Raw genomic sequence first — 18,718 nt, forward strand, 5'->3', positions numbered from 1 at the left:
ACTTTTTTGCAAAGGTCTCAGGCCGTCTGAAACCTGCTTTTCAGACGGCCTTGAAGTGTAAAATCATGTATAATTGCAAACAATTTGGTTTTCATCCCATAGGAAGATCCGACATGATTAACCCTATCGCTGCACTTTCCCCATTAGATGGCCGCTATGCCAAATCCGTTGAAGCATTGCGTCCGATTTTCTCCGAATACGGCCTGATGCGTGCGCGTGTCAAAGTTGAATTAAACTGGCTCAAAGCCCTTGCCGCCGAGCCTAAGATTGCAGAAGTTCCTGCTTTCAGCGATTTTACGCTTGCTGAAATCGACAAAGTAATCGAAAACTTCTCACTTGAAGATGCCGCCGCCGTCAAAGCCATTGAGGCGACCACCAATCACGACGTCAAAGCCATCGAGTATTGGCTTAAAGAACGCTTCTCCGGCGTGCCTGAAGTGGCTGCTGCCAGCGAATTCATCCACTTTGCCTGCACCAGCGAAGACATCAACAACCTGTCCCACGCTTTGATGCTGCAAGAAGCGCGTGAGGCTGTTTTGCTGCCGAAACTGGCCGAAATCATCGAAAAACTGACCGGCATGGCGCATGAGTTGGCTGCCGTCCCTATGATGAGCCGCACGCATGGCCAGCCTGCTACACCAAGCACATTGGGTAAAGAAATCGCCAATGTCGTGTACCGCCTGCAACGCCAGTTTAAAAACCTGCAAGCGCAAGAGTTCCTCGGCAAAATTAATGGCGCAGTCGGCAACTACAATGCCCATATGGTCGCTTATCCTGATGTGGATTGGGAAACCCATTGCCGCAACTTTGTCGAAATCAGCCTCGGCCTGACCTTCAACCCTTACACCATTCAAATCGAGCCGCACGACTATATGACGGAATTCTTCCAAGCCATCAGCCGTGTCAACACGATTCTGATCGACTTCAACCGCGACGTTTGGGGTTATATTTCTTTGGGTTACTTCAAACAAAAAGTCAAAGCAGGCGAAGTCGGTTCTTCCACCATGCCGCACAAAGTCAACCCGATCGACTTTGAAAACTCCGAAGGCAACCTCGGTATGGCCAATGCCGTATTGGGCTTTTTGTCCGAAAAACTGCCGATTTCCCGTTGGCAGCGCGACCTGACCGACAGCACCGTATTGCGCAATATGGGCGTAGGCGTGGGCTATACCGTATTGGGTTTTGCCGCCCATCTGCGCGGTCTGAACAAGCTTGAGCCGAATCCTGCCGCCCTTGCTGCCGATTTGGATGCTACTTGGGAGCTGTTGGCCGAGCCGATTCAAACCGTAATGCGTCGTTACGGCGTAGCCAATCCTTACGAGAAGCTGAAAGACCTGACACGCGGTAAAGACGGCATTACGCCTGAAGTGTTGAAACTCTTTATCGAGTCGTTGGAAATTCCGGCAGAAGCCAAAGCCAAATTGCTTGAGCTGACCCCTGCGTTGTATGTGGGTAAAGCCGAAGAGTTGGCAAAACGAATTTAAAAGGTTTTTGTAGGGCATACTTTCTTAGTTATTGAGATTTTTTGATAGATAAGAAACCAACCCTCTACATCCGACAAATTAAAAAGGCCGTCTGAAATCTCTTTCAGACGGCCTTTTTCGATTCAAATTGTTATTTTACTTTGTCTTTCAATGCGCCGTAGCCGGCAGCGTCCATTTCTTCCAAAGGAATGAATTTTAAACTTGCGCCGTTGATGCAATAGCGCAGGCCGCCTTTGTCTTTGGGGCCGTCGGGAAAGACGTGTCCCAAGTGCGAATCGGCGGCGTGGCTGCGCACTTCGGTGCGGCGCATGTTGTAGCTGAAATCGTCGTGTTCGGTAACGGCGACGGCGTTAATCGGGCGGGTGAAGCTCGGCCAGCCGCAGCCGGAATCGAATTTGTCGGCGGAAGAAAACAGGGGTTCGCCGCTGACGACGTCTACATAAATGCCGGGCTTGAACAGATGGTCGTATTCATGACTGAAGGCGTATTCGGTTGCGCTTTTTTGGGTCACTTGGTATTGCTCTTCGGTCAGAATGCGTTTGAGTTCGGCATCGCTGGGCTTTTTATACCTTGCCGCGTCGAAGCCTTTGCTTTGTGGGGCGGCTTTGGTTTTGCCCGGTAGAGGTTCGTCGGCTTTGCGGATGTCGATGTGGCAATAGCCGTTGGGGTTTTTAATAAGATAGTCCTGATGGTATTCCTCGGCGTCGTAGAAGTTTTTCAGCGGCTCGTTTTCGACGACGAGGGGCTGTTGGTATTTTTGCTGCTCGCGTTTGAGTGCGGCGGCGATGACGGCTTTTTCGGCAGGGTCGGTGTAGTATACGCCGCTGCGGTATTGCGTGCCGATGTCGTTGCCCTGTTTGTTGAGGCTGGTCGGGTCAACGACGCGGAAGAAATATTGCAGGATGTCGTCTAGGCTGAGTTTGTCGGCATCGTAGGTGACCTTGACGGTTTCGGCATGGCCTGTATCGCGGTAGGAAACGTCTTCGTAGCTTGGGTTTTCCGTTTTGCCGTTGGCGTAGCCGGATACGGCGTCAACCACACCGTCTATGCGTTGGAAATAGGCTTCCAAGCCCCAGAAGCAGCCGCCGGCGAGGTAGATGGTGCGCGTATTCATGATTGCTGAATCCTTTTTCTGTGTGTCGGGTTTGTAGAACGAATTTTTCAGACGGCCTATATCGGCATTCGGGTCGCGGATTAACGCCAATGCCTGCGCTTCGTTGATGCTGCCTTTGACGATGCGCTGCACGTCGCCGTCTTTGCCGATTAATGCCCACGAAGGGTAAACACTGATATTCAGGCTTTGGGCGATGGTGCCGCCGTTGTCGGTCACGACGGGCAGCTTAGGATAGTTCAAACCGGCATACCATTTTTGAAAGTCGCCGTCTTTTTTCTCGTGTAGAAAACCGGGCGAGGCAACGGTAATCAGATTGGCAGAACTGAATTTTGCATCTTGCGCCCATTTTTCGGTTTGCCCCAGTTCGGACAAACACAAAGGACACCAACTTGCCCAAAATTTAATCAGGGTCGGTTTGTCTTTTTTCAGGAAAACACTGGCAGGGCGGTTATCAGGAGTTTTCAATGAGGACAATGCCTGCGGTACGGTTGCGGCTTCGGTATCCATTATTTTGGATGAGCAGGCGCCAAGCGCAAGCAGGCAGCCAAACTTGGTGCAAAGTGAAAATAATGTGCGGGGATTCATCTCTATGTTTCCTTTAATAGATGGTTTGTCTCGTTAGACGTTGGAAATGCCAAAACCTGACAACCTTGATTTTCAGACGACCTTGACACGTAAAATACGCTACAATACTCCCTATTTCAAGTTTTTAAAATTAAAAGGAAAATTTAATGTTCAGCTTCTTCCGTCGCAAGAAAAAACAGGAAACTCCGGCTCCTGAGGAGGCTCAAGTTCAGGAAACCGCAGCAAAAGTAGAATCTGAAGTTGCTCAAGTAGTTGAAAATATTAAAGAAGATGCCGAATCTTTAGCAGAAAGCGTCAAAGGGCATATTGAATCAGTTGTCGAATCGGCTGTTGAAACTGTCAGTGAAACCGTCGAGCAGGTTCGGGAAGCTTTGACCGAAACGCCGTCTGAAACAGTTGAAAAAGTGGAAGAACACGTTGAAGCGGCAAAAGAAGCGGCTGTTGAAACCGTCAGCGAGGCTGTTGAACAGGTTCAAGAAGCTGTTGCCGAGATGCCGTCTGAAGCGGCTGAGGCTGTTGAGGAAGCAGCAGAACAAGCTGAGGCGGCAAAAGAAGCGGCTGTTGAAACCGTCAGCGAGGCTGTTGAACAGGTTCAAGAAGCCGTTGCCGAGATGCCGTCTGAAGTAGCTGAGGCTGCTGAAGAAGTAGCAGAACAGGCTGAGGCGGCAAAAGAAGCAGCAGGACAGGCCGAAGCGGGCAAAGAAGAAGCTGTTGAGGCAGTTAGCGAGACTGTTGAGCAAGCTCAAGAAGCCGTTGCGGAAACACCGGCTGAAGCCCCTGCTCCGGTGGAAGAACCCAAGCTCAGTTGGGCTGCGCGTTTGAAACAAGGCTTGACCAAATCACGCGATAAAATGGCGAAGTCGCTGGCCGGCGTGTTTGGTGGCGGACAAATCGACGAGGATTTGTACGAAGAGCTGGAAACCGTGCTGATTACCAGCGATATGGGCATGGAAGCCACCGAATACTTGATGAAAGACGTGCGCGACCGTGTCAGCCTCAAAGGCCTCAAAGACGGCAACGAATTGCGCGGCGCGCTGAAAGATGCGCTGTACGACTTGATTAAGCCTCTGGAAAAACCTTTGGTCTTGCCGGAAACCAAGGAGCCTTTCGTGATTATGCTTGCCGGTATCAACGGCGCAGGCAAAACCACATCTATCGGCAAATTGGCCAAATACTTCCAAGCGCAGGGCAAATCTGTGCTGTTGGCGGCAGGCGATACTTTCCGTGCCGCCGCGCGTGAGCAGCTTCAAGCTTGGGGCGAGCGCAACAATGTAACCGTGATTTCGCAAACCACAGGCGATTCCGCAGCCGTTTGTTTCGATGCTGTCCAAGCCGCCAAAGCACGTGGCATAGACATTGTGCTGGCCGATACAGCCGGCCGTCTGCCGACGCAGCTTCATTTGATGGAAGAAATCAAAAAAGTGAAACGCGTGTTGCAAAAAGCCATGCCGGATGCGCCACATGAAATCATTGTCGTGCTTGATGCCAATATCGGTCAAAACGCCGTCAACCAAGTAAAAGCCTTTGACGAAGCGCTGGGCTTGACCGGCCTGATCGTCACCAAGCTCGACGGTACGGCCAAAGGTGGTATCCTTGCCGCCCTTGCCTCTGACCGCCCAGTTCCCGTCCGCTACATCGGTGTAGGCGAAGGCATCGACGATTTGCGTCCGTTTAATGCCAAAGCGTTTGTAGATGCCCTATTAGATTAAACAGACAGGCTGAGGCTTGTCAACGCAGTTTGCGGGGGATTTTTGAGCCGTATTTAGAAAGACTCAGCATTCGGTTGAACCAGCCAAACAGGCTGTTTAAAAAGGCCGTCTGAAACCTAAAATCAGGTTTCAGACGGCCTTTATTTTATTCGCAGGTTTAGTTTTTCCGCGCAGTAACAAACTCAGCCAGTTGGCGCAGGCGCAGGGCTTTGCCGCCGAATGGCTCAATCAGGGCAACAGCTTCTGCAATCAGCGTTTCTGCGTAAGTACGCGCGGCGTGCAGGCCCATCAGTTTGACGTAGGTCGGTTTGTCGTTGTCCGAGTCTTTGCCGGCGGTTTTGCCCAAGGTGGCGGTATCGGCTTCGCAGTCCAATACATCGTCGATCACTTGGAAAGCCAGGCCCAATTTGGCAGCGTAGCGGTCTAAGGTTTGGATTTGCGCCGGTATTAAGTCCGGGCAGGAAAGTGCGCCTAAGGCCACGGCCGCGCGGATGAGCGCGCCGGTTTTGAGGCTGTGCATCTGTTCTAATTCGGCCTGATTCATGGCTTTGCCGACATTGGCCAGGTCGATGGCTTGTCCGCCCGCCATGCCGAGGCTGCCGGATGCCTGGGCCAGCGTGGACAACATGGCAAGCTGGCGTTCGGCAGGCAGGCCTGTCGGACGGCTCAGTACATCAAAGGCTTGGGTTTGCAGCGCATCGCCGACCAAAAGGGCGGTTGCTTCATCGTATTGCACATGGCAGGTCGGTTTGCCGCGGCGCAGGCTGTCGTTGTCCATCGCCGGCATATCGTCGTGAACCAGCGAATAGACGTGCACCATTTCAATGGCCGCCATCGCCTGCTCGACGGCATTTTGGTTTGCTTCGCCCAATTCGGACGCGGCAAGGACCAAGAGCGGGCGCAGCCGTTTGCCGCCGCCGAGGGTAACGTAACGCATGGCTTCGTGCAGCGTGTGCGGCACTTGGCTTTCAGACGGCAAGAAATGCGCCAGCAGCAATTCGGTTTGCGCTTGGGCTTTTTGCTGCCATGTTTTGAGTTCATTCGCCGGGTTCAAGGTTCAACTCCTTCAGTTCGCCGGCATCCAAGACTTGCAGTTTCTGCTCGACTTCCGCTAATTTGGTTTGGCAGTATCTGACCAATTCGTTGCCTTCCTGATAGGCGGCCAGGGCGTCTTCCAGCGGCATTTCGCTGCTTTGCATGGCTTGGGTCAGGGTTTCGAGGCGGGATAAGGCTTCTTCAAAGGATTGGGGGGCGTTTTTTTTCATGGTTTGAAATGATGGGCAGAAAAGGGGAATTGTAGCATTTTTAGATGATTAAGGCCGTCTGAACAGGGATGAAAACGAAATCAAAGATTTCTGTTTTTGCGTTCAGACGGCCTTTTTTCAAACGGAATAATGTTATCAGCCCGGTAAAACGGCTTTTTGATAGTTGAGCGCGATAAACTGCTTCTCGGCATCCAATTCAGTGATTTTGAACAATGCCTGCGATTTAGGCAGCGCGTCAAACGGAATACCGGTCGCGCGCGTTACCAGCGGCAGGCCTTCAATGCGGACGAGGTCTTCTTTGAGGATGGTAGCCGTCAGCTCGCTCGTGCCTTGCTGTTGCAGGTACACGAGGCTCCAGTAGGCTTCCATTTGGCGTTGGAAGTCGGCGTAGGCTGTATAGGCGGCATCGAAGTCGCGCAGCGCGGCGAAAAGCTCGGCATCGCTGTTTTGATACAGCGGTTCGGCAGTGTCATCGATCAGGCTGATCAGCTGCTTTTGGTTAATGTAGTCGGCGGCGCGGCGCAGCGGCGAGGTAAACCAGCCGTAATGCTGCACGCCCATGCCGATGTGCGGTTCAGATTTGGTGCTCATGCGCACTTTGCCTGCCGGTTGGACGCGGAAAAGGCCGGGCAGCTCGTTTTCATCCAGCATTTGCGCCCAAGTGCTGTTGGCAAGAATCATCATCTCGCTGACCAGCGTATCGATGGGCGAACCGCGTTCGCGGCGGACGACGGATACGTTGCCTTCCTCATCCAATTCGATGCTGTAATCGTATTGCGGCGCGCGGTCGGGCTCGTATTTGCCGCGCGCTTTTTGCAGGGCGATGGCAAATTGATAGAACCAAATCAGGTCTTGATGGTGAGCGAACATCATTTCGCCTGCTTCGTCCAAGCCGGTTTCGGCGTTGAAATGCGGCTCGATGGTTTGGATGCGCAGGTTTTCAGCGATGTTGACCGCTTCGATTTTGCAGGTTGGCGTGCCGACGTTGAACTCGTTGTCCACATCGAAATAAATGCTGATGGAAGGGCGGTATGCGCCTGCATCAAGGCTGAACGCGGCAATCCAGTTTTCGGGCAACATAGTGATTTTGCCGCCGGGGAAATAAACCGTGCTCAAGCGTTCCATGATGTTTTTTTCCATTTTGTCGCCTTGTTTAATGGCAAGCGACGGCGCGGCGATGTGGATGCCGACGCGTTTCATGCCATTGCCCAAGTCGGTCAGGCTCAAGGCATCGTCCACTTCGGTGGTCGATTCGTCGTCAATGGAAAAGGCGGTAACGTCGGCCTTGGGCAGGTCGGGCATTTCGGGAAGGGAGAGGTCGGGGAAACCTGTTCCTTTGGGGAAATATTTGATTTCAAACCCGTCTTGCAGGTATTGGGGAATGGACGTAATGCCGCCTGTTTTTTTCGCCAGTTCGTAGGCGGAGGTTTTCAGCGCATCGGCGGCTTTGGTAAAGGCTTTGTAGGTCAGCGACTGCTTGTCGGGCGCGTGCAGGATGGTTTTCAGATCCGCTGCGATTTCAGACGGCATCTCGCCGCGTTTCAAGGCTTCCGCCCAAGCGTCGATTTGCGCGTCTTGTTGTTTTTTGCGTTCGATGGCGGCAAGCGCTTGTTTTAAGGTTTCTTCGGGCGCGGCTTTGAACACGCCTTTGGCTTTTTTGTAGAAATACATCGGCGCGGCGTACAGCGCAATCAAAGTCGCCGCCAGCTCGGTTTTGGTCGGCGCATGGCCGTAATATTCTTCGGCGATGGCTTCGGCGGTAAATTCCTCTTCGCCGCATACTTCCCACAATAAATCGGTGTCGATATCCGCCGCCTGTGCCTGCGCGTTTTCCAAAAATGCCGCCATATCGCCGTCAAACTCGGCAAAAACATTGTTTGCTTTCACTTTGGTGCGTTTGCCGTGTTGGGTATCGACTTGGTAGGTGGCGTCGTTTTTTTGGACGATGGAGGCAACTTTGAATTGGCCGGACTCTTCGTAAAAGATATTCATTTTTTAGGATTTTATGATTTGTAGGAAACGCGTGATTTTAGCAGATTTGCACAAGAAAGGCCGTCTGAAAAACATACTTTCAGACGGCCTGTTCAAACGGCGGATAATTAATACTGATATGCCGCCAGTTTGCGTTTGATTTCAGGCAGGGCGGCGCGTGCGGCCTGTTCACCCAGTTGGATGGCGCGTTGTTTTTGGTCGAAACCGCCAACCGAACCCAGCTCCAAAACCTGCGGTTTGATGACCACATTGGCTTGTCCCAATTCTTGGCGCAAGGCGGTTTGGCTCATCACGTTGAAGGTTTGGTCAAGATAGGAGAACATGCCTTGGTTGACGTTTTTGGCCGGACGGGCGGAAATATCGACGGCAATGATGAAGTTTGCGCCCATTTTTTTCGCCGCGCTGACCGGTACGGGTTGCGACAGGCCGCCGTCTACATATTTGCGGCTGCCGATAACGACAGGTTGAAACACGTTCGGAATCGAAGCAGAAGCGCGGACGGCTTGTCCGGCATTGCCTACGTTGAACACCACCGGTTTGCCGCTTTCAAAATCGGTCGCAACGGCGGCAAATTTGATGGGGAACTGCTGCATCGGACGGTTGCCGACTTTGCGGTTGATGTAGTTTTGCAGTTTTTCGCCTTTGATGAAGCCGCTGGTGGACAAGGTCAAATCCACCAAATCGGTTTTACCCAAAATTTCTGCTTCCAATTCGAGGCGGTCGGGCGACATTCCCGAAGCGTACATACTGCCGACAATCGAGCCTGCGGATGTACCAGTAACGATTTTTACCGGAATATTGTTTTCTTTCAAAACCTTAATAATCCCGATATGGGCAAAGCCTTTGGACGCGCCGCCGCCCAAAGCCAGCGCAACCGTGGCTTTCGGTTTGGGTGCAGTATGCGAAACCGTATTTTGACCCTGCGTAGAAGGTTTGGATTGCGGCGCGTTGCCGCTCGGACAGGCAGCCAATACCAAGACGGACGAAGCGGCTAAAAACGTTTTGAATGTGGAAAAAAGTTTATTCATGTTCAGACAGCCTTTAATATGTCGAAAGGGTTATTCTACTCTCAAATTGAGTCGAAAGGCCGTCTGAAATCAGGTTTCAGACGGCCTTTTAAATCAAACTCAAGCCAATTCGAGCTGTTTTTCCAAACTCTCGACCAGTTGGTCGTCCAAATTCAAAGCTTGGGACAAACGGCTCAGGAACACGATTTCCTTGCGTGATAAGTCCGCGCAGACCAATCTGGCCGCCAGATAAGTTTCGGCTGCCAAAGCCTCGTCGCTGCCGACCGAAGCGGCAATTTGCTCGATAGAGGCCGGTTGCGCATATTCCGCCTGCAGCCATGCCGCCGTTTCCGCATCGCTGCCGCTTTCACGCTCAATGGCCGCGCGTTCCGCATCGTCAATCAGGCCGTCTGAGGCCGCCGCTGCAATCATCGTTTGCAAAATCACACGGCTGTGGTTTTCACCAATCAGACCGACAGGTTGGAACGCACTTTGCGGCAATTCGTCCTGCTGGCGGTTTTGTTTCCAGTTTTGATAGCCTTTATAAGCCAGAAAACCCAAAGCAGCGACCGAGCCGGCCTTTACCAGCTTCTTCGTGTTTTTCTTTTTCAACAGCATCGATGCCAAAGCACCCGTCAACGCGCCGCCGCCGAAAGAATTGAGCGGACTGTCCGACACCGCTTTGCCGCCTTTTTGAGCCGCACCCAAAACCTGATTGAGCAACTGACTGAAATCCATAAAAAATCTCCTGAAAACAAATACATTGCAAATATAGGGCAGAAACACCAAAAAACCAAGCCAAAGAAAGTTAAAAGGTGCAAACAAGTTTTCAGACGGCCATAGCCGACTTTCGGTACAATCACACCATTCCAAACAATAAACCCCATCATGACCGATACCGCCCAAATCATTACCAGCTATGGCCGCCGCTATATCGTCCGCACCCCCGACGGCCAAACATATGACGCCACCACCCGCAAAAAACGCGTCGATTTCGCCTGCGGCGACCAAGTCCGCATCAGCCCCATCAACGGCGAACAAGTCGTGATCGAAGACTACCTCCCGCGCGAAAGCCTGCTCTACCGCCAAGACGCGTGGAAAACCAAACTGATTGCCGCCAACGTTACCCAACTCCTCATCGTAACCGCCGCCAGCCCCTCACCCAGCGAAGCCCTGTTGCAACGCACCCTCCTCGCAGCCGAAGCGGCCGGCATCGACGCCGTTATCGTCCTCAACAAAGCCGACCTCCCCGAAACCGCCCAATGGCGCGAGAAACTCAAATTCTACGAAACCCTCGGCTACTCTGTGGTCGAAACCAAAGCATTGGAAAACGCCGACATCCTGCGTCCCATTTTAGAAGGGCAAACCAACATCCTGCTCGGACAAAGCGGCATGGGCAAGTCCACCCTGACCAACGCCCTACTCGGCAACCAAGCCGCCCGAACCGGCGACATTTCCACTGCGCTCGACTCCGGCAAACACACCACCACCCACGCCCAACTATACGATTTAAACGCAGAAACCCGACTCATCGATTCCCCCGGCCTGCAAGAATTCGGCCTGCACCATCTCCAAGCCGCTGATTTATTGCAATACTTCCCCGACCTGCGCCACCTTATCGGCCAATGCCGTTTTCACAACTGCACCCACCGCGCCGAACCCGGCTGCGCCGTCAAAGCCGCTGCCGAATCAGGCGAAGCCAAACCCGAGCGCATCGAATTTCTGCAACGCGTTACCGATGAATTGTTAAGATAAAGATTGAACGGAAACTAAGCGTTTGGATAAATAAAAAGGCCGTCTGAAACTTTCAGACGGCCTTTTTTTGAAGCATAACCAAATTTACCTTTCAACCGGTATCGCTACCTTAGCGGGAAAGAGAAGGTGCTTTTCGTGGCGGATTGATCATGAGAAGCACGGCTTCTTCAATTTGTTTGTCCTCCCGATCATGGAGCTCTACCGGAAACTTCAGACGCAACACTGTAACAATAGCGCCAACCGATAAGCCTGTATCATGAAGCAACTCAATTTCTTTAAGTACCGGTGCGGAAAGGTTTAACATGGTTTCTCCTTAAGATTTGGTATAAGCCTTAGCCCACTTTATCCCCGGGCTGTGCGCCTACGTCGACATCGAGGAGCTTCAGTTTGCCCTCTGCCGTGGCGGCGGAGAGGATCATGCCTTCGGATACGCCGAATTTTGCCATTTTGCGCGGGGCGAAGTTGGCGACGGCGATGACCATGCGGCCGTTCAATTCGGCAGGGTTTGGGTAAGATGCGGCGATGCCGGAGAAGATGATGCGTTTTTCAAAACCGAAATCGAGGTCGAATTTTAGGAGTTTGGTGCTGCCTTCGACGGCTTCGCAGTTCAATACTTTGGCGACGCGCATGTCGATTTTCATAAAGTCTTCGAAGCTGGCCTGTTCGGCGACTTTTTCATATTTGCTCTCTTCGGCGGCAGGCGCAGCTGCTGCGGCGATGCTTTGTTTGTTGGCTTCGATCAAATCGTCCACTTGTTTTTGCTCCACTCGTTGCATTAAATGTTCGTATTTGTTGATGGCGTGTTCGCCCAAGGTTTCTCGTGTATTTGCCCAAGTGATGGCTTCCAAATTCAGGAATTTGGCGGCGTTTTCGGCCACTTTCGGCAATACGGGGGCGAGGTAGGCGGTCAACATGGTAAAGGCGTTGATGAGCTCGCTGCATACTTCGTGCAGGCGTTCGTCTTGGCCTTCTTGTTTTGCCAGTTCCCAAGGTTTGTTGGCATCAACGTATTCGTTGACAATGTCTGCCAAGGCCATGATGTCGCGCAGGGCTTTGGCGTATTCGCGGCTTTCGTAGCATTCGGCAATGGCTTCGCTTTGTGCGACAAGTTTTGCCAGCAATTCGCTGTCGGCAACATCTTTCAGACGGCCTTCAAAGCGTTTGGCGATGAAACCTGAAGCGCGGGCGGCGATGTTGACGTATTTGCCGACGAGGTCGCTGTTTACGCGGCTGATAAAGTCTTGCAGGTTCAAATCGATGTCTTCGATTTTGCTGTTGAGTTTGGCGGCGATGTAGTAGCGCATCCACTCGGGGTTCAGGCCTTGTTCCAAATAGGATTTGGCGGTGATGAAGGTGCCGCGCGATTTGGACATTTTTTGTCCGTCCACGGTCAAAAAGCCGTGTGCGTACACGCCGGTCGGGGCGCGGTGGCCGGAGAAATGCAGCATGGCAGGCCAGAACAGGGCGTGGAAATAGAGGATGTCTTTGCCGATGAAGTGGTACATCTCGGTTTGGCTGTCGGCTTTGAAGTATTCGTCAAAATCGATGCCGATGCGGTCGCACAGGTTTTTAAACGACGCCATGTAGCCGACGGGCGCGTCCAGCCAGACGTAGAAGTATTTGCCCGGCGCATCGGGGATTTCAAAACCGAAATACGGCGCGTCGCGGGAAATGTCCCAGTCGGACAGGGTGGTTTCTTCGCCTTCGCCCAGCCATTCTTTCATTTTGTTGAGGGCTTCGGGTTGCAGATGGGGCTTGCCGTCGTGCGGGTTGTTGCCGGAAGTCCATGCTTTGAGGAAGTCGGCGCATTCGCCCAGTTTGAAGAAGAAGTGTTCGGATTCGCGCAATTCGGGTTTGGCACCGGAAACGGCGGAATACGGGTTGATCAGTTCGGTCGGGGAATAGGTCGTGCCGCAGACTTCGCAGTTGTCGCCGTATTGGTCTTGGGCGTGGCATTTCGGGCATTCGCCTTTGACGAAGCGGTCGGGCAGGAACATTTGTTTTTCGGGGTCGAAAAGCTGCTCGATGACGCGGCTTTCAATTTTGCCGTTGGCTTTCAGAGCGCGGTAAATGTCTTGGGAAAACTGTTTGTTTTCAGGGGAATGGGTGCTGTAATAATTGTCGTAGCCGATGAAAAAACCGGTAAAGTCGGCGAGGTGCTCTTCGCGCACTTTGGCAATCATGTCTTCAGGCGCAATGCCTTGTTTTTGCGCGGCAAGCATCACGGGCGTGCCATGGGTGTCGTCGGCGCAGCAGTAGTAGCATTCGTGGCCGCGCAGTTTTTGGAAGCGTACCCAAACGTCGGTTTGGATGTGTTCGACCATGTGGCCGAGGTGGATGCTGCCGTTGGCATACGGCAGCGCGGAAGTGACAAGGATTTTGCGTGTCATGGTTTGTGCTTTTAAAAACAATGGATAAAGATGTCGGGGATTATACCGCAAAACAATAGGCAAAGGCCGTCTGAAACCCGATTGCCGGTGTTTCAGACGGCCTTTTATTTATCGGCTGCGTATGGAATCAACCGCGTACGCGTTCGATTTTTGCGCCTACGCCGCCGAGTTTTTTCTCGATGTATTCATAGCCGCGGTCGAGGTGGTAGATGCGTTCGACGATGGTTTCGCCATCTGCGACCAAACCGGCCATGACGAGGCTGGCGGAGGCGCGCAGGTCGGTTGCCATCACGACGGCGCCAGAGAGTTTTTCCACGCCTTTGATGTAGGCGGTGTTGCCTTCGGTGGTGATGTCTGCGCCCATGCGGTTGAGTTCGGGAACGTGCATGAAGCGGTTTTCAAAAATGGTTTCCACCACGCGGCTGCTGCCTTCGGCAATGGCGTTCATGGCCATAAACTGCGCCTGCATGTCGGTTGGGAAGCCTGGGTGGACGACGGTGCGGATGTCCACGGCTTTCGGGCGTTGTTGCATGTCGATGGAAATCCAGTTGTCGCCTGCTTCGATGATGGCGCCGGCTTCGGTCAGTTTGTTTAACACGACTTCCATGGTTTTCGGTGCGGCATTGCGCAGGACGACTTTGCCGCCGGTCATGGCGACGGCGCAGAGGAAGGTACCGGCTTCGATACGGTCGGGAACGACGCTGTGTTCGCAGCCGTGCAGCTCTTTTACGCCTTCGATGGTCATGGTTGCTGTACCGATGCCGCTGATTTTCGCGCCCATTTTGACGAGGCATTCGGCCAAATCGACGACTTCGGGCTCTATGGCGCAGTTTTCGAGGATGGTAGTGCCTTCTGCGAGCGTGGCCGCCATCAGCAGGTTTTCAGTACCGCCTACGGTTACGACATCCATGGTGACGCGCGTGCCTTTCAGACGGCCTTTGGCTTTGACGTAACCGTGCTCGATGGTGATTTCCGCACCCATGGTTTCGAGGCCTTTGAGGTGTTGGTCAACCGGGCGCGAACCGATGGCGCAGCCGCCGGGCAGGCTGACTTGGGCTTCGCCGAAACGGGCGAGGGTCGGACCTAAAACCAAGATGGATGCGCGCATGGTTTTTACCAGCTCGTAAGGTGCGCAGGTGTTGTTGACAGTGCCGCCGTTGATTTCAAATTCGGAGATGTTGTCGGTCAAAACGCGTGCGCCCATGCCTTGCAGCAGTTTTTGGGTGGTTTTGACGTCGGCGAGCATGGGTACGTTTTTCAGGCGTAAAGTGCCGGAAGTCAGCAGGCCGGCACACATCAGCGGCAGGGCGGCATTTTTCGCGCCGGATACGGTGATTTCGCCGTTGAGGGGGCCGTTGGCAGAGATTTTGAGTTTGTCCACAGGATGTCTTTCGTTATTTGTCTGCACGGCTTATGCCGCACAAATGAAATGAGATGGGTAATAAACCATCAATTATAAGGGATTATGCCTTTGCTGTTAGATTTGGCAGTATTAAATTTTCACAAGGTTTGTTTAAGTTGCGAAAGGATAAGATTTCAGGCCGTCTGAATGGTTCAGACGGCCTGTTTGCCAAAGCTTATTTTTTGGCTTTGAAGCCTAAGAGGTGTTGTGTGGTGGCCAGCCATGCGCCGAATACGCCCAGCGCGATGACGAAGCCGAATACCAGCGACACTTCGCTAAATGTGAAGAAACGCCAGCCGATGTTCAGACCGTAGGGTTTGAATATCGCGTCCACCAGCGGCCGTACTTCGGCCAAAAGCCAAGCCGACAAGCCCAGGCTGACGGCGGCGGAGAAAATACTCTGCCACATTGCCTGATAAAGGAAAGGACGGCGGATGAAGGAAGCGGGCGCACCCAACAGCTTGGTGATTTCCAACTCTTCCTTGCGGCTGAGGATTTGCAGGCGGATGGTATTGTGTGCCACCAAGACAAAGGCCATGCCCAATGTCAGCGAGAGGAACCACAAAATCTTGCGGATAAATTCGTTAATACGATAAAGGGTTTGTACCCATTCCGTATCCATGGTTGCCGATTCGACGCGCGGCAGTTTGGTAATATCTTTATAGATGGCCTGCATCTGATCCGGCGAAGTGGCAGGGTCGGGCGTAACGATAAAGACGTCGGGTAACGGGTTGCCATCGAGCATGGAAACGAGGTTTTGGTCGAGATTGGTCTGCAATTCTTCCAAACCTGCCTGCTTGCTGATAAAGCGGACTTTATCGATACGGCTGTCGCGTTGGAGCAGGTTTTTCACCGTATCGGCATCAGAACTTGCCGCATCGGTGTCCATATAAACCGTAATCTGCGGCGACTCGTTGAGTTTGCCCAATACGCTTTGCCCGCTTTGGATGCCCAAATACATAAACAGCGGCAAGGTCATGGCAACGGCAAGCATGAGCAGGGTCAGCAGCGTGCCGATGGGTTGGCGCGAAAGCTCTTTGAGCGCGGCGCGTGCCGATTCGACGTGTAACGAGATGTAATGAATCATGCTCATGCGAGACGTCCTTTCTGCAGGCGCAAGACGCGGTGGCCGTAATCCGCCATCAGCGTTTCATCGTGCGCCGCAACAATCACGGTCGTTCCTGCTTCATGGAAGGTTTTGAACAATTCCATAATATCCAGCGCATAGGCGCGGTCGAGGCTGGCGGACGGCTCGTCGGCAATCAGCAGGCTGGGTTGGTGAACCACTGCGCGCGCGATGCACAAACGCTGTTGTTCGCCGCCGGATAAAGTGATAGGCATATCGTTTTCGCGGCCTTTTAAGCCGACTTTCTCAATCGCAATACGCGCGCGCTCTTCCGCTTTGCGCGGCTGGTAGCCGCTGATCCGCAAAGGCAGGATAACGTTTTGCAAGACATTGCGGTCGTAGAGGATTTTGTGGTCTTGGAAGACAATGCCGATATGTTGGCGCATAAAGCCGATCTGATTGTCGCTCAAGGTGCCGAGGTCTTGATTGTTGAACCAAACCTTGCCTTTGGTAGGCTTGGTAATGCCTGAAATCAGCTTCAAAATGGTGGATTTGCCCGAGCCCGAATGGCCGGCGATAAAAATCATCTCACCTTTGTTAATCTGGAAACTGACATTTTTCAGGGCTTCGAAACCGCCGGGATAGGTTTTGGAAACTTGTTCGAAACGGATCATGGGTTTTCCTGAAAATAGGGATTCAGACGGTCGGCGTCATCGATAGGGCAACATGCCGTCTGAAAAAATGGGGATATTCACAGATTATAAATATTTCGGCTGCTTTTTGATAGTGAAACCCCGGTTCTGCCGGCGGAGACACTGCCGGTTTGCAACACAAAGCAATATGGTTTGAAATAAAGGCCGTCTGAACGATTGGGTTTCAGACGGCCTCGGTATCAGCGTAGGTTAAGCACCTTATCCGCTGTTTTATTTACATTTGGTTTTGGCCAAATTCACGGCGGCGGTCAGGCTTTTTTCGTTGACTTCGCCGGTGATGGTTTGTTTGTAACCGCATTTCGGCGCTTCGACGACAGTGAAGGGCAATACGCCGACATTGTTGCCGTGGGCTTTCATGAAGTTGCGACTGTTGGCGCCGGTGTAACGCCAAATCGGGTAGCTGACCGGCGTTTGTTTCAGGAACTTGCCGATGTTGTCGGTCGTATCCAGCGCGATGCCGACCATATCGACGCTGCCTTTTTTCTGAGCTTTGTACCATGCGGACATGGCGGGCATTTCTTTACGGCAGGGGCCGCACCAGGTTGCCCAAAGGTTGACCACGCGCACGGGGGCTTTGAGTGATTCCAGGCTTTGCGGTTTGTTGTCCTGCCAACCTGCTGTTTCGTCGGCGGCAAAGGCCGGCGCAGCGGTAAAAACGGCAGCGGACAATAGAAGGGCGGTTAAGGCTTTCATGGTTGTATCCTTGAGGTTGCCAATCGAAATTGTGTTTATTGTAAAACGGTTTGGTGGGTATGCCTACCGATTCATATCAATATATCAGGTAAAAAGTTTGAGTAAAAATCAGTTGCAGACGATAATAACCGCCATCATTGAATGATTTTGCAATAATACGGAGAATTTCATGCCGTCTGAATTCACACTTTATCACAACCCGCGTTGCAGCAAATCGCGTGCCGCGCTGGCTTTGCTCGAAGAAAAAGGCGTTGCCGCCGACGTGGTCAAGTATCTGGATACCGCGCCCGATTTGGCGACTTTGCAGGATATGTTTGCCAAACTCGGCATCGAATCGGTGCGCGGCATGATGCGCACGAAAGACGATTTGTACAAAGAATTGGGTTTGGACAATCCCGATTTGGACAATGCCGCCCTGCTTCAGGCAATCGCCGAACACCCTGCCCTGCTCGAGCGTCCCGTTTTGGTAACGCCTACGCGCGCAGCCATCGGCCGCCCGTTGGAAAACATTGCCGCCCTACTCGGCTGATGGGGTTGGATAAGGCCGTCTGAAGATGATTTCCCTGCTTAAAAGCCGCAACGGACTGCGATACTACCTGTTTCGAGGCCTTGCTTTGAGCGTTTTGCTGGTGTGCGGTATTTTTTTGAGTGGCACATGGCAGATTTACCGGACAGGTTCGCACACCTTGCCGAAGGACGCTCATGCCGATGCGGCGGTGGTGTTAGGTGCGGCGGCGTGGGACAAACGCCCGTCGCCGGTATTCCGTGAGCGCATCAACCATGCCATCACGCTCTACCAAAGCCATCGGGTCGGCAAAATCATTTTCACCGGCGGTACGCCCAAAAAAGGATTTATGACCGAAGCCGAAGTGGGGCGCCGATACGCGCTCAAGCAGGGCATACCGGCGCACAATATCCTGTTTGAAAACACGTCGCACAACACTTACGAAAACCTGCGCAATATCATCCCCATCATGCACGCCAACGGAGTCGGCAGCATTATCGTTGTCAGCGACCCGTATCATTTGGCGCGTGCCGAAGAAATGGCCGCCGATTTGGGCTTGTCAGACGCGCAGTTCTCCGCCACTCCGACCACGCGCTTTGACGAGCGCAGCAAGAAAGCCAAGTTTCTGATGCAGGAGAGCTATTCTTTGTTTCTCTACCGTATCGGCAAATGGAGCGATGCGGTTTGGAATTGGATAGGTGGTTGAGCCTTCGGTAATCCATGTAAAAGGCCATCTGAATCCTTTAGGTTTCAGACGGCCTAAATGTATGCTTACTTATTGATATTGATTTGCAGCTGCACTGCCAAAAATGACTACAGCTACAGCCAGTACCAGATAGATGACAAACAGAATCAAGGCAGCCTTGAAATAATTGGCTTTATTCGGATTGGTGTTTGAGCCGAATGCCCATACAAACGTCATAACTATATTGACTAGCGGAATCATCAAAATCAAGTTTGTTAGCAACCATTCTTTGATGCTGACGACCGGAGCCTGAGGCTGGTCGATTTGGTTTTGTCCGTTCATACGTACCCAGT

Annotated in this window: 18 protein-coding genes; 5 read left to right on the top strand and 13 right to left on the bottom strand. The window is 52.6% G+C overall.

What is annotated here, in order from left to right; genetic code table 11:
* Positions 1–113 precede the first annotated feature (113 nt).
* The gene (gene purB / locus HMPREF2675_RS08580) at positions 114–1,484 is read left to right on the top strand and encodes an adenylosuccinate lyase (RefSeq protein ID WP_070814725.1); all 1,371 of its coding nucleotides are present in this window, start codon (positions 114–116) and stop codon (positions 1,482–1,484) included.
* A gap of 130 nt (positions 1,485–1,614) precedes the next feature.
* On the opposite strand, the gene msrAB is transcribed toward purB, so the two are convergent.
* Positions 1,615–3,183: a bifunctional peptide-methionine (S)-S-oxide reductase MsrA/peptide-methionine (R)-S-oxide reductase MsrB gene (gene msrAB, locus HMPREF2675_RS08585; protein ID WP_070814726.1), complete on the bottom strand. Its 1,569-nt coding sequence runs from the start codon at positions 3,181–3,183 to the stop codon at positions 1,615–1,617.
* Positions 3,184–3,329: 146 nt separating this feature from the next.
* Here msrAB and ftsY point away from each other — a divergent pair, with 146 nt between their 5' ends.
* Positions 3,330–4,892 (top strand): signal recognition particle-docking protein FtsY, encoded by a 1,563-nt coding sequence (gene ftsY / locus HMPREF2675_RS08590; RefSeq protein WP_083323909.1) that lies wholly within the window; start codon positions 3,330–3,332, stop codon positions 4,890–4,892.
* A 157-nt stretch (positions 4,893–5,049) separates the two neighbouring features.
* On the opposite strand, the gene HMPREF2675_RS08595 is transcribed toward ftsY, so the two are convergent.
* The 5 genes from HMPREF2675_RS08595 to HMPREF2675_RS08615 all read right to left on the bottom strand — a co-directional run bounded on the left by HMPREF2675_RS08595 (position 5,050) and on the right by HMPREF2675_RS08615 (position 9,894).
* Complete coding sequence (locus HMPREF2675_RS08595; RefSeq protein WP_070814727.1) at positions 5,050–5,946, bottom strand: polyprenyl synthetase family protein; 897 nt, start codon at positions 5,944–5,946, stop codon at positions 5,050–5,052.
* Positions 5,930–6,157: an exodeoxyribonuclease VII small subunit gene (locus HMPREF2675_RS08600; protein WP_003681131.1), complete on the bottom strand. Its 228-nt coding sequence runs from the start codon at positions 6,155–6,157 to the stop codon at positions 5,930–5,932. The genes HMPREF2675_RS08595 and HMPREF2675_RS08600 overlap by 17 nt, the downstream gene beginning before the upstream one ends.
* A 135-nt stretch (positions 6,158–6,292) precedes the next feature.
* Positions 6,293–8,149, bottom strand: a complete 1,857-nt coding sequence (locus tag HMPREF2675_RS08605; protein WP_070606520.1) for a ribonuclease catalytic domain-containing protein — start codon at positions 8,147–8,149, stop codon at positions 6,293–6,295.
* Between the two features lie 107 nt (positions 8,150–8,256).
* Positions 8,257–9,177: a patatin-like phospholipase family protein gene (locus tag HMPREF2675_RS08610; RefSeq protein WP_070814728.1), complete on the bottom strand. Its 921-nt coding sequence runs from the start codon at positions 9,175–9,177 to the stop codon at positions 8,257–8,259.
* Between the two features lie 99 nt (positions 9,178–9,276).
* Positions 9,277–9,894 (bottom strand): tellurite resistance TerB family protein, encoded by a 618-nt coding sequence (locus tag HMPREF2675_RS08615; RefSeq protein WP_070814729.1) that lies wholly within the window; start codon positions 9,892–9,894, stop codon positions 9,277–9,279.
* 150 nt (positions 9,895–10,044) lie between these two features.
* Between HMPREF2675_RS08615 and rsgA the strand changes: the two genes are divergently transcribed.
* Complete coding sequence (rsgA, locus tag HMPREF2675_RS08620) at positions 10,045–10,911, top strand: ribosome small subunit-dependent GTPase A (protein ID WP_070814730.1); 867 nt, start codon at positions 10,045–10,047, stop codon at positions 10,909–10,911.
* 109 nt (positions 10,912–11,020) lie between these two features.
* Here the strand turns inward: rsgA and HMPREF2675_RS08625 are convergent, their stop codons facing one another.
* The 6 genes from HMPREF2675_RS08625 to HMPREF2675_RS08650 all read right to left on the bottom strand — a co-directional run bounded on the left by HMPREF2675_RS08625 (position 11,021) and on the right by HMPREF2675_RS08650 (position 17,175).
* The gene (locus tag HMPREF2675_RS08625) at positions 11,021–11,215 is read right to left on the bottom strand and encodes a virulence regulator (RefSeq protein ID WP_070814731.1); all 195 of its coding nucleotides are present in this window, start codon (positions 11,213–11,215) and stop codon (positions 11,021–11,023) included.
* A 28-nt stretch (positions 11,216–11,243) separates the two neighbouring features.
* On the bottom strand, positions 11,244–13,301 hold the full coding sequence (gene metG / locus HMPREF2675_RS08630; RefSeq protein ID WP_070814732.1) for a methionine--tRNA ligase: 2,058 nt from the start codon (positions 13,299–13,301) through the stop codon (positions 11,244–11,246).
* A gap of 127 nt (positions 13,302–13,428) precedes the next feature.
* The gene (murA, locus tag HMPREF2675_RS08635; protein WP_070814733.1) at positions 13,429–14,682 is read right to left on the bottom strand and encodes a UDP-N-acetylglucosamine 1-carboxyvinyltransferase; all 1,254 of its coding nucleotides are present in this window, start codon (positions 14,680–14,682) and stop codon (positions 13,429–13,431) included.
* A 196-nt stretch (positions 14,683–14,878) separates the two neighbouring features.
* A complete protein-coding gene (ftsX, locus tag HMPREF2675_RS08640; RefSeq protein WP_070814734.1) occupies positions 14,879–15,796 on the bottom strand; it encodes a permease-like cell division protein FtsX in 918 nt (305 codons plus the stop codon).
* Complete coding sequence (gene ftsE, locus HMPREF2675_RS08645) at positions 15,793–16,443, bottom strand: cell division ATP-binding protein FtsE (RefSeq protein WP_003681151.1); 651 nt, start codon at positions 16,441–16,443, stop codon at positions 15,793–15,795. The genes ftsX and ftsE overlap by 4 nt, the downstream gene beginning before the upstream one ends.
* 249 nt (positions 16,444–16,692) lie before the next feature.
* Positions 16,693–17,175, bottom strand: coding sequence for a TlpA disulfide reductase family protein (locus HMPREF2675_RS08650; RefSeq protein ID WP_003747814.1), 483 nt, complete (start codon positions 17,173–17,175; stop codon positions 16,693–16,695).
* A 169-nt stretch (positions 17,176–17,344) separates the two neighbouring features.
* Here HMPREF2675_RS08650 and arsC point away from each other — a divergent pair, with 169 nt between their 5' ends.
* A complete protein-coding gene (gene arsC, locus HMPREF2675_RS08655; RefSeq protein ID WP_004519164.1) occupies positions 17,345–17,704 on the top strand; it encodes an arsenate reductase (glutaredoxin) in 360 nt (119 codons plus the stop codon).
* A 25-nt stretch (positions 17,705–17,729) separates the two neighbouring features.
* A complete protein-coding gene (locus HMPREF2675_RS08660) occupies positions 17,730–18,386 on the top strand; it encodes a YdcF family protein (protein WP_070814735.1) in 657 nt (218 codons plus the stop codon).
* A 69-nt stretch (positions 18,387–18,455) separates the two neighbouring features.
* On the opposite strand, the gene HMPREF2675_RS08665 is transcribed toward HMPREF2675_RS08660, so the two are convergent.
* Entirely contained in the window at positions 18,456–18,707 is a 252-nt protein-coding gene (locus tag HMPREF2675_RS08665) for a hypothetical protein (RefSeq protein WP_070814736.1), read from the bottom strand.
* Between the last annotated feature and the right edge of the window lie 11 nt (positions 18,708–18,718).

Source organism: Neisseria sp. HMSC061H08 (assembly GCF_001836795.1).
In the GTDB taxonomy this organism is placed as follows: Bacteria; Pseudomonadota; Gammaproteobacteria; order Burkholderiales; family Neisseriaceae; genus Neisseria; species Neisseria subflava_A.